The 12,263-nt window shown below is 53.6% G+C and carries 6 protein-coding genes; all 6 read right to left on the minus strand.

Features of this window, described 5'->3' with window-relative positions; all coding sequences use genetic code 11:
* Positions 1-154 precede the first annotated feature (154 nt).
* Positions 155-2,242, minus strand: a complete 2,088-nt coding sequence (locus ACMHXH_RS19060) for an MtrB/PioB family decaheme-associated outer membrane protein (protein WP_039033872.1) — start codon at positions 2,240-2,242, stop codon at positions 155-157.
* A gap of 12 nt (positions 2,243-2,254) precedes the next feature.
* On the minus strand, positions 2,255-3,253 hold the full coding sequence (locus ACMHXH_RS19065; RefSeq protein WP_039033873.1) for a DmsE family decaheme c-type cytochrome: 999 nt from the start codon (positions 3,251-3,253) through the stop codon (positions 2,255-2,257).
* 58 nt (positions 3,254-3,311) lie between these two features.
* On the minus strand, positions 3,312-5,291 hold the full coding sequence (locus ACMHXH_RS19070; protein WP_335912051.1) for an OmcA/MtrC family decaheme c-type cytochrome: 1,980 nt from the start codon (positions 5,289-5,291) through the stop codon (positions 3,312-3,314).
* Positions 5,292-5,601: 310 nt separating this feature from the next.
* The gene (locus ACMHXH_RS19075; protein WP_335912052.1) at positions 5,602-7,740 is read right to left on the minus strand and encodes an OmcA/MtrC family decaheme c-type cytochrome; all 2,139 of its coding nucleotides are present in this window, start codon (positions 7,738-7,740) and stop codon (positions 5,602-5,604) included.
* A gap of 302 nt (positions 7,741-8,042) precedes the next feature.
* Positions 8,043-10,229: an OmcA/MtrC family decaheme c-type cytochrome gene (locus tag ACMHXH_RS19080; protein WP_052248033.1), complete on the minus strand. Its 2,187-nt coding sequence runs from the start codon at positions 10,227-10,229 to the stop codon at positions 8,043-8,045.
* A 95-nt stretch (positions 10,230-10,324) separates the two neighbouring features.
* Positions 10,325-12,256 carry an OmcA/MtrC family decaheme c-type cytochrome gene (locus ACMHXH_RS19085; protein ID WP_413738477.1) on the minus strand — a complete coding sequence of 644 codons (1,932 nt, stop codon included), beginning with the start codon at positions 12,254-12,256 and terminating at the stop codon, positions 10,325-10,327.
* Positions 12,257-12,263: the final 7 nt, after the last annotated feature.

The raw sequence follows: 12,263 nt of genomic DNA on the forward strand, positions 1-12,263 counted from the left end.
TTATATTTGTTACAAAAATGTAACGCTTGCAGTGTAAGCTGCAAAAAGGGCCGCTGGCAAGAGGAATTTTACCGAATGCTTGTTGGTTTGAGGTGAAGGCGGGAAGAGATAAAAAAGCCCGCGAAAGCGGGCTTTTGAACGTTAAGAGTGAGAATTACAGACGGTAGTTGACGCTCAACATGATCAGGTGAGCCGTGTAGTCATGGCTGTTGTCACCAAAGCTGACCAGGTTCCAGATACCATCCGGGGCGATATCGTTACCTGCGTCGTTGTCCTCGTATTTCTCCATCTTGTAGTCAAGACGCAGCGCCATTTTCTCAGTAGCCTGATACTGGGCATAGAGGTTGACGTTGTGCACTTTGGCATAGTAATCGCCATAGTCGCCTGTGATGCCTTGGCGTACCTGAGTGCTGGAATCCGAGTCAGAGTAGGTGTAATCCAGCCCCAGACGCAGTTTCTTCTCCAGCAGGTTGTCGTAGGCCAAACCGGCCCCTATGACATCTACCTTGTCTTCCACGGTTCCTGTCCAGGTGACAGTGCTGAAGTTGCTGCTGCCGGCCTGATCTGAGTCTATGGTCTGATGGTTGTAGAAGGCGCTCAGGCTGAGATCGTCTGTCAGCAAATAGCTGATACTGGCGTCATAGCTGAGGTCTTTGGATTCAGTCAGACCGATAACCGTGTTGTTGTAGTCATCCAGCGCATAGCGGGCACCGAAATCCAGGGTCAGGGTGTCGGTAGGGCTGTGAGTTACCCTGGCTTCAACCTGAGTGCGCTTGCGGTCGGCCAGATTGTATTTGCGCAGCAACTTGTTGGACTCGGAAGAGGTCCACTCAGATGCTTCGTACTCTGAGCCATCGCGCTTGCCATAGCTGCCCTTGATCCACATATTCCAGTGTTCAAAGCTGTTGAGACTGAAACGGGCCCAAACGCTGTTCTCGTCGGTGATTTCCCTGTCCTGATAGCTGCGTTCATCACGACGGTAGTCATAACCTGCGTCCAACTTCATGCCGTTGGCAATCCGGTAATCCATGGCCAACTTGGCCTTGTGACTGGTGTTGTCATAAGGGGTGTTGTAGGCCACACGACCACTGACGTTATTGATACTGATCTGGGTCCATTCCTGGATCTGGGTCTGGTTGTCCCTGTCATAGTAATCATAACTGCCGCTGATCCGCAGATTGCGGGTGGCGCGTTTGACCGCCTTGAGGTTCATCCCCAGGATATCGACTTTGCCGTCCAGGGATTCCTGCGGCAATTGATAGCCGTAACCCGAGGTGATAAAGGCTTCATCCTGGGTCATCTGTCCGGCAAACAAACGGCCGCTGACCACGGCGCCTTTCTGGGAAAATTGGCCGCTCAAGGTCACAGTGTGGGACTCGTTATCCGGATCCAGGCTCATATAGCCCGCCCTTTGGGCACCAAAGGTTGGGTTGAAGGCGTTGTCGAATCTCAAGGTCTGGATATCATTCTTGAAGAATGAACCATTGTAGTTGAGTGCGGTAAACCAGTTGTCACCCTTGAGTTTGATCCCTGCCTCGACGGTATCTGTGGTGTAATCCACAGGCTCGGCCAGCATCATTGACTGGTTGAAGAAGCTGCCGGACGCAGTTTTCAGGCCGGTTTTTTCTTCGCGCATATAGGTGACATAGGTGCTCCACAGCTCCTCACCCTGATATTCAAGACCCAGGCCTGCGCGCTTGCGCTTGAGCGACAGCTCCAGTGGGCTCAGGCTGTCATACAGCATGGGCATTTCGCTGCTGCCACCGGCTGTCTGCCAGTTAGCCGGCAGTGTCAGGTTGCCGCTGCCTGCTCCCAGGTAAGGACTCATAGCAGAGTCAGTTTTATAGGTGTGGATCTGACGGTAGTTCAGGTTGATGTTGTACTGCCCGAGTTTACCGGCATTGATATCGACCCGGCCGTTTTCCATCCCCAGGTTATCGGCTTCGATACTGGCTCGATAGCCGTTTTCACCGCGATAGCTCAGGTCAGCGTCCACCTTGCCGGCAAAGTCATCTTCGGCGGCAAAGGCGTTGGCAGAACGGATATCGTCAGAGTCGTTATAGCCAACTCCGGCGCCAATAGTGCCGGATACACCGGTTTCACTGACGCAGCCCTTACAGCTCCAGGCCGAGAATTTAACCTTTTCGGTATTGGCGTTGGCCAGGTCATAACCGTCGGCGGCCATCGCCAGGCTGGCAGGAGCCAGCAGAGCCAGGGTGATCAAATTAAGTTTGAATTTCATCTTCCCGCCTCCTTAGCGTTGGAACAACTTGCCGGATGGATGGTTGGAACCATGGATCTGGCTGTGACAGTTCAGGCAACTGCGACCACCGGTAAAGGCGTTGTCGTTGACCTGAGAACCCATGCCTGTGTTACCCAGATAGGCACGGCTGGCGTGACCATCGCTGGCGTGACACTGTTGACACAGTTGCGGCGCACGGGTCTTCAGCATGCCATCGTTAACACTGCCGTGTGGGTTGTGGCAAGTGACACAATTCTCAGTGACGGGTGCATGCTCCCAGAGTTTTGGGCCGCGCTTCTCCGCATGGCAACTGTAACAAGTGTCATTGACTGATGCCTTGTTCAGATCGGCGTCTGTGGTGCTACCGTGAGGATTGTGACAGTCGCTGCACACCATCTGTGCCCACTTCAGCGGATGGCTGGAACGCTTGTTCATATCAGCCTTTTGCTTGGTGTGACAGCTGGTACAGACTTCCATCTCAGTGTTCTTGGAGAGCACTGGGTCTTTGGCGGTATGCACGCTGTGGCAAGAAGCACAGGCGACATCGGCATTGTCATGGTGACCGCCGTTCCAGGACATACGCTTGTCATCCTGGTGACAGGAAAGACAGACGCTGTTCTGCTTGTCGGCCGCCAGGGTTGAACCCTTACCGAAGGTAATCATGGGTTCGTTACCGCCACGGTTGTGTTTGCCCATAGGGCCGTGACAGGCTTCGCACTGAAGTCCGGCCATAGGACTCTTGCTGGAGTCGATGGCGCCGTGAACCCCTTTGAACAGGTCCATGACTTTCTCTGATTTCTTGTGGCACATCAGACAGGAGTCGGCACCCTTGGGAGAGTAGCTGCCTTCGGCAAACTTCTGATCCAAGGTAGCTTCCACTTCTTCCGGGCTCATTTTGGCGTCCCACTTGGAGGCGTGAGCCACCTGGGTGATACCAAAAGATAACACTGCCGTCGCCAGGAGGGCGCTTAGCAGTGTTGGTATATTTTTGCTGATTCTCATATTAGGCATCCTTAATTTGTCCAAACCCTTGAAAGACGGGGGAGGGGACTCCCCCGGCCTGGGCAAATTACATCTTCACCTGAGTGTGATCTGCGGCGGTTGGCTTGTGGCAGTAGAAACAGGTTTCCAGCTGCGCAGCCTGGTTGGCAGCGGTGTAATCACCATCTACCACAGCGCCGTAGGCTTCCAGTTGCTCCTTGGTATGTACCATGTAGTCACTACCCACAACGTGGCAGGAGGTACAAGTGGCCGTGATAGGCGTGGTGTACATTTCTTTTGCGGTTGCCAGAGCGCCCTTGTTCTTGAAGGCGTCAAGATTCAGGTCGTTGTGACAGGCTGAACAGTTGCCACCGATCAGGCCGTGAGCCTTTTCAATGTGGGTCTTGTGCAGTTTCATCTCCAATGCGCCTTTGTTGGCACCGCTGGCGTATGTACCATCAGGAGTATGACAGGCCACACAGCCATCAACACCGACGGTGAGCTTGCCGTTTACTTCGCGGCCCAGCTGTTCTGTCATTACAAAGCCTGAGTGGTGGCCTTTGTGCAGTTCGAAGGTGTCACTGTGACAGCCCTGACAGGTAGCGAAGTCCACTGAGTCGATATGACGGTGACTAGGTGCATCACCTGACTTGGTACCGAAGGCCAGTTGAGCTTTCATGCTGGTAGTGGTAACACCATCGGCGCAGGCGATGAGCTCGCTGCCTTGGCTGCACATTTCCAGACCGATAAAGCTGAAGGCGGTATCGGCATCACCGGCACCGAAAGGCAGATCCTGAACGGTGAATTGCAGCTTGCCGTCAACCAGAGTCACGGCGTCCTGCAGCTGGCCGTCTTTAACCAGATCTTTGGCAACCTTGGCTTTACCGCTTCCAGGGCTGACGTTGTAGCCCATGACAGGGAAGTTAGGGCCCACGTTGGTGATGGTTTCCAGACGCTTGATCTTGGCCAGTTCCTTGTTGGCATCCAGCGCATTGCCGGCCTTGTCCAACAGGGTCACAGTCAGAGTGGCACTGTTGTCGGCGCTGCCGGTCAGTTCGGCGGCCAGACCGCGCTGAGCGATAACGGCGCGCTTATCAGCGGTTACACCTGTATGCAGTTCTTCTGTCCACTTGCTGTTGTGACAGGCGATACAGTTGGAGTTGTCGGTTTGTTGGCTGTGGCCTTGGCCTGCAGCAAAATCTATGTTGCTGTGGCAGCTACCGCAACTTGCCGCAGTAGGCACTTTGGACCAGTTGCCCCAATCGGGCGTCAGCTCGACATTGGTGTCGTTGTGACAGGATTGGCAGCTGTTAAGCGCATCCAGCCCCAGGTCCTTGTGCTTGGCGTGAATAAGGGCATTGAACTCTTTTCCTTCACCAACCCGACCAGGAGTGTGGCAAGTGGCGCAATAGTTGACGTCAGGATAGGCACCTTTATGTTTGACGTCGGCCAAGTCACCGTGACAGGTATTACAGCTATCAGTACTCACCAGCATGCGGCTGTATGCGGCAGCACCTGAGTTGGCACTGAAGTCGACGAAGGCGTTGCTGTTGGGGATCAGAGTGCCGTCAGGCAGTGGTGTGTTGTAAGCGCGCAGCAGTACCCGCTGGGCCAGCTCAGGGTTGAAGCTGATGCTATCTTTACTCAGTTCATTGAGTGTCTTGCTGAAGGTGTAGCTGTAGCTACCGTTTTTGTGGTCAACGAAAGTACCTGCGCAGCTGCTGCTTACAGTGCAGTCTTCGTTGCCGAAATACTGCCACTGAGAGGCGTTACCGGCACCGGTTGCGCCTTCCGGCAGCAACTGAGCGGCGGCGAAGCGGAACTTCTGCAGGCCAACTACCGGCATATCGTCTTCGTTGGTCACGGTAAATTCAACCGTTGGGATACCGTCTTTGACAACGGCCTGCTCAAAGCTGAAATGCAGTGCTTTGATTTCGCCAGCCGGCTCGCCGCCTGGGTTACCTGGATTACCATCGTTGCCATCATCGCCACCACAGCCACCTAAGGCCAGAGTAGCTGCACTGGCTGCCAGCAGCAGTGCGATTCTGGTTTTTTGTGCGTTCATCATCTTGTTCCCTGCAATAGTGGAAGTATCTGGTTTAGGGAGTGGTTGATTTGAGTCAACCAAATTGATTATGTAATTGGCCCTTAACCCGATACCGGAAATAGGATTTCCCCTTGAAAAGGCTAACTCAAGCAGGGCCGAAAAGCTGCATAACTGGTGTTAATGTGTGACTTGGATCTTTCTATTTATAAAGAGGTATTTGAGCTGGTAGGAAAAACTTAATCTCGATCAAAAAAACGCTGTTTTTTAATTCGATTTTAACAATTTGGCAGATAAAAAAAGAGAGGCCGCAGCCTCTCTTTAGGGTTAAGTTTTAGTGGCTGAAGCCCCAGTTGGAGTGAGCTTCCAACAGCTGGGAGTCTGTATGACAGGTAGAACAGGCTTCTTGGCCTTTCTGGGCGTCATAATCACTTGCAGCTACACCGTGGCCTGTACCTATCACACCACCATTGGTCACTATGTGGTTGATAGTGGTTTCACTCAGGCCGTATGGCGGCTGGTGACAGCTGGCGCAGGCGGCAGTCTGTGGTGATACCAGAGTCTGTTCTGTGCCATCGTCAGTCTTGCCGAAGGCAACCGGAGCGGCATCGGCGGCAATTTTCTTCAGTGAGAAGCCGTCTTTACCGTGACAGGTCTGACAGTCTGTCTTCTTGAAGAAGCCGTTGTCTGAGCTGTCATACAGGTAGTGCTTGGAGTGCACTATATACGCCAGGTTGGATGAGCCGTCACCCTTCTTGTCGCGGGTTCCGTTATGGCAGGAGGCACAACCGTCGATGTCGTTGGAGAAACGGTGCTTGATGGCAGTAGTGTGACACTGCTGACAAGCTGTCATGTCGGCATGTTGCACCCTTGGCGTCTTGTCGACTTTGCTGCCATCCAGATTGAAGTAAACCGTGTCAGATGGTACGTAAGGGCCGGAGTTAGGGATAACACCGTCTGCGATTGGCTCGCAGTCGGCTACAGCGCCTTTGCCATCGAAGCAGACATGCAGCTGGCTGCTCAAGGCCACTTTGACCTCAGGTGTACCCATGACTTCGGCTACTTTAAAGTCGCCATCGCTGAAGGTGACATCTATGCTGCCGTCGGCGCCTGCACTGAAATAGCGATAGCCAACTTTTTGGTAATTAACCAGGAAGTCGTCTTTGACCACGCCGTTGAAGACGATGGCGCTGGTGTCACCACCATATTTATATGGGCTGGAGTCTATCTGCGCCAGCGTTACATTGGTGTCGCCGTGTTTGACCGTCATATTGGCCGTGACTGTTTTGCTGGCCTCATCATAGGTCATGCTATTGAAAATGACGCGGGTCTTGGCAGCTTGGGCACTGTCGTTGTTGCTGTAGTGAGCGCGCTCGGCACCACGGGCACCATCAGGATCATTGTGGCAGGAGACACAGTTCAGTTTGTCTTCTTTAATCTGGCTATTTTCCGCATCCCAGTGCCAGGAAGGTACGGCATATGGGCTGTTGTGACAGTTCAGACAGGTTGCGGAATCCTTGTCGGCTTTCCAGGCATCGGCCATCGCCAGGTTTTCATCTGGTTGGTGGCAGGTCTGACAGTTGCTGGCTGATTGCGGGAAAATACCGTTGTAGAAGGCATGACTGTGCACTTCGTGTGCCATGCCCTTGATGGAGCCATCGAGTTTGTGGCTGCCGATCACTTGGCCATTTTCGTCCTTGTCATCCTTCATGTAGCTGTTGTAGTCGGTGTGACAGAAGGTACAGCTTTCCAGAGTGACGTGTTTGCCGCCGTGCATAGCCAGTGCGCCATCATGACCGGGTCTGTGACAGCTTTGGCAGGTTTCATCGGCGATAATCGGCTTGGGTTTGGCCTGAGTAGTATCGGAAGAGGGTTGCCAGTAGAAGAAACTGTTGTTAACCAGATTAACGTTGGCTGCATTGGCTGTCTTGATGCCAAGATAAATACCGTTGACCATGTCGGCCTTGTAGTCGTATTTACCCAGAGTATCTATGGCTTTGTTCAGTTTCAGTGTGTAGGTGCCGTCCTGATTGTCGGTCAGACAATCTTCACAGTTTTTACCCTGGAAGTAGGAAGAGCCAGTGTAGAAGCCATCACCTTTGTCTTTGTTAAAGTAGCTCAGCCAGATTTCTCTCGCTTGGCCTTCTTTATCGGTCAGACCTTCAATCTCATCTTCGCTGCCGACACGGCCGAAGGAGACTGCACCTATGTCAGTGTTTTTCAGACCAAAGACGGCGGCGCCGTTGGCATCAGACAAGCTGAAGTTGATTGTCAGGAAGCCGTTAGTGTCTACAGACGCGGAATTAATCTTGGATTTCAGCGTGTTGACTTTGCTTATAGGTGTGCCGACAGGACCTGGCTTACCTGGTTCGCCATCTGAACCGTCGCTGCCACAACCGGCCAGCATCAGAGACAGCAAACCGGCACCCAACATCGCTTTCGTCGCGGCATTGAAATTAAACCGTTTCATCATGATATTTCCCTGCAAGTGATTTTAATCATCACTAACCAGAGGTTAAATAAGAATAAATCTCATCAACCATGGAAAGTGTGTGGAATTATTTTTCCAAGGCCAAGGCTACCCAAGTGGTGGGGATTAATCAGTCACTTTAGATGGGTTATGTGATTAAGATCCGACTATTTCTTTAGGGGTATACCGCTAGATCAAAAAAAGTTAATCCTGATCAAAAAAACGTGTTTTTTGAAAGAGTTTTTAACGAATTTTGCTGCATAAAAAAGGGAGGCAAAAGCCTCCCTTTGGTAGCAATGTTGAGTTTAATTGCCGTGTGCGTTCATCAGCTGAGCCGGGGTGTGACAGGTGGCACAGGCCTCTTTGGCACGGTTACGGACATCGGCTTCATCCATGCCATCCAGAATACCGCCGTTGGCCTGAATATGCGATTTGGCGGCATCACTCAGGTACTGTTGGTGGCAGCTCAAACAGGAGCCGGCATCTGAGGAAACCCAGATATCCGCGCCGCCATTGCTGATGTCACCATAACGCCAGACGCGATCCGGTGACCGCCCCAGAGTGATACCTGTGACGCTGCCGGAAGACTCGGCATGACAGGTGGCACAATCGGTTTTCAGCACAGTGCCGGACTTAAGCCCTGCATACTTGAGGAAGTGGCCCTCACGCTCGTGTGCCTTCCAGGCGAAGCTTGAAGGGATTTTTCCGCCGGGATAATCGGCGTCATTACGCAGTGTCTTATCCGGTGTATGACAGGTCTGGCAGTTGACGCCATTGTCATAGTGATGGATCTCCTTGCCATGACAACTCTGACACTTGGTCGGATCTATGATGGCGCGGCGGGCCATGGCATCCATACTGCTGTCGACACCATTGTTACCCCAGACAAAGCGGTAGGGCTCCTGCTGGATAGCCACAGAGCGAACTCCATCGGTTGCGCAGTCCGTCAGTTGAATATCGGCAACACCATAACCGCCGTTATTGAAGCAGGCTTCCAGTGCCGACCAGATTTCAAAGCTCTTGCCATCCGGGCTTGCCGGCATATCAAACGCCGGAGTCAGAGTATAGCTCTTGCTGGTGGCGTCAAAGCTGCCTTCACTGAGACGAATACGGCGCTGGCTGTAGGAGGCTTCGTTATAGGCAGGGTAGTCCTTGTCTATATCCCAGCCGACTATCATACGGCTGCTCTGATCGATAAAGCTTTGCTCCATGGCGTTACCGTCTTTATCCAACACCTGCACTTTAAAGGTCATCTTACCGGCGTTGCTGCTGACCTCCAACACCTTGACGCTCAGCTCTGCCGCCAGAGTGTAAGCTTGCATCACATCACCGTGGCGTTTGGCTGCGCTGCCGGTACCGTGATAGGTATTGTCAGTGTTGTGGCAAGCCATACAATCAGTGCTGGAGTGGTGGGATGAAGGTTTTTCTGTGTGACAGGCGACACAGGCAGTATTGCTCTTCTCGGCCTTGAATAGGTCGGCATTGGCCGGAGCGCCACTGCCTTCCTGGTGACAGACGCTACAGTCTGAAGCCGGCTTACGGGGGAAGCCGACCACACCATAGTCGTGGACGCTGCCGCCATAACCGACGATCTTGTATGGCGCTGGCACTTCGTTGCCGTCGGCATCATAGGTGTGACGCTCTGCGCCGCGGTGAATGGCGTGGATCAAATAGGTGAACTCCACGCTGTTACCCGACTCAGGATCTCCTGAGGTCGCAGTATGGCAGGAGGCGCAGTTTTCCAGCGCTATCCGCCGTCCGCCGTGCAGCTCCAGGCTGTCCGGTTGGTGACAGGTGTAACAGGCATCTATGGTGACTACATTGCGGGTCTGAATGCCTTCTGTCTTGCCGCTGGACGGTTGCCAATCATAATGGGCATTGGCGGTAATTTGAGGCAGTTTCAGTTCCAGCGTGGCCCTTTGAGTGGCATCGGCATCATAAGCTATGGCCAGTGGCTCTGTGACTTCGGCAATATTGACCTGATAACTATAGCTATAACTGCCGTCACCATTGTCGACCAGGCAGGTTTCACAGGCACTGGCGGCTTCGACTCCAGCCTGATACTGAGGCGATGGACTGAGGTTGTCCACCCCATCGGGAACCGATGATGGTTGTTTGAGGCTATTGATATAAGCTTGCCATTGGAATCCCCAGTCGGCTTCTCTGGCTTCTTCGCCTTCACCTATGGTTTCGGTCACATGTGTCAGCTGAGCGATACCAAATCTGAGGTCATAGTCTTTGTTCAGACCCAGCACTGCCACACCATTGGCGTTGGTCAACATAAAGTCGACCGTGACCTTACCTGCTTCCACTTTGGCGTCGGTAAACTTGACCTTGAGTGTGGGAGTGGCATCGATATTCACTCCGATCACGCCGTCCTTACCGTCTTCGCCATCCTTGCCGTCACTGCCACATGCCATCAGCGTCAGCGACATCAGAGTGGCCAATGCCAGGCGGGTATGCCCTTTAACCAGTCTTGAGCTTTTCATCATTATTTCCCTGCATTGCTTTGATTGCACGACTGAGCCAGTGTTTAAAGACCGGCTCTTTCCTGTTATTGCCGCCCTTAAAGGGCGGCTTATTGTTGTTACTGAGCGATAGGATGCACCTTGGTGACATCGGCCAGGCCACCCTGCCCATGACAGGTGGCGCAGCTTTCCGTTCCTGCCTTGGCATCGGCTTCAGCGCCTTGGAACACGGCCCCTTGTTGTGTCATATGGTTGCGGGCACTGTCGCTCTGGTGGCAGTTACTGCAGATTGCCGCCGTGGGGCTGGTGAAGCTGCCGTCATTCAGGCTCAAGGGTTGCACTGCCGATTTGAGCGGCAGCGCCATACTCAACACGCCATTTTCATCTTTGCTGTGGCAGTGAGCACAGTTGCCTATGTTCCCTGGGAACTGCAGCGTCTCGAATCCTTCGTAGCGTGCCGAGTGCAACGCATGGATCAGCTGTTTGAAGTCGGCGCTGCTCGCTGATGGATTGGCAGCAGTGGCATCGGCTTGCATATTGGGGTTGTGGCACAGCTGACACTGACCGGCCAAGTCGTTGCGAGCACCGTGGAAGTTCAATTGCTGATCGCCATGACAGCTGCCACAGGTTTCATTGCTGACCACCTGGCGCCTCCCGGCCGTGGTGAGCCCGGCCATGTTGAATGACTGGTGGCTCGACTTGATAACCAGCACACTGGCGGCGTTGTCACTGCAGTCGACCAGCATGCCTTGGCTGGCACAGACGCGACCCTGAATCGCCAGGGTACCGGCATCGGCTTCACTGCCGGCGGGAATGGTCAGTCCATCCAACTGATACTGATAGACACCATTACTGCCGGACAGCGGCGCCACTTCATGTACCCTAATTGAACGGGCAGAGCGGGTGGCATAATCAAAGCTGGTGCCCCAGTTGGCATAGACTCTGAGATCGCTGACAAACACCTGTTTTTCGGCGCTGTCGTTATAGGCTGCACCTGTCTGCGGGTTACTCAGCTTGAGCGAGAAACTCAAACTGGTGCCGCTGACACTGGCGTTGGTGACCTCGGCCTTGAATTGCCCAAGGGCCGCCAGGTTCTCCTGATTGGCGTGGACTTCACGGGTCCAATCCGGATTGTGGCAGGCGACACAATTGCTGTTATCCGCTTGCGCCGGGTGACCTTCGCCTTTGACGAAGTCGATATCGTTATGACAGCTGCCACAGGACTCCATAGTTGGCACCCGGAACCAGTTGTGTTGTTCGCTGAGGGTTTCGTCCTCTTTATGACAGGTCTGACAGTCAGACAAGGGTTTGGGGAATCCGGCCAGGTGCTTGGCATGGATCATTTGCGGGAAGATGTTTTCCGGATTGCTAACCCGAGTGGCATTGTGGCAGGTGACACAGGTTTCCACCTGGTTATAGTTACCGCCGTGAAACGCCAGGTCATTGTGACAGCTGTTACAGGTGTCGATGGAGACAATGTTGCGGCTGTAGGCCGGAGCACCCGCAGGTGGCTGCCAGTCGTAATGGTCATTGGTTACCGGCAATGCGGTGCCATCTGCCAGCGTATCACCACCGAGTTTGATCACCACTCTGTGGGTGGCGCCGGTGATTTCAGCTATCTCATTCATACCGTCGAAAGGGGCACTGAAACTGTAGGAGTAGTTGCCATTTTTATGGTCAACATAGGTGCCCGGACAGCTGCTGGAGCAAGTCTCTGAAGTGAAATACTGCCATTCACTGCTGTTGCCGGCCCCACTGCTGCCTTCCGGCAACAACTGCGCGGCAATGAAGCGCCCTGAGGGGATACCGACTACCGGCTCATCATCCTGATTGGTGACCCGGTAATCTACCCGGGTAATGCCCTCTTCGAGGGCTGTTTCCTTGACCTCAATATTGAGCTTACTGATATTCATTGCCGGTTCGCCGCCCGGTTCGCCGGGGGGGCCCGGGTTGCCATCATCACCACCGCAACCTGAGAGAGCCAACATGGCGGTCAGCAGGGGCGCGCCTAGGTAAAACAGGGGAGTTTTTGGGGTGTATTCCTTTGACATCGCTCTT

The sequence above is a fragment of the Shewanella sp. BJSY2023SW001 genome, assembly GCF_047314685.1.
GTDB classification, from domain to species: domain Bacteria; phylum Pseudomonadota; class Gammaproteobacteria; order Enterobacterales; family Shewanellaceae; genus Shewanella; species Shewanella indica.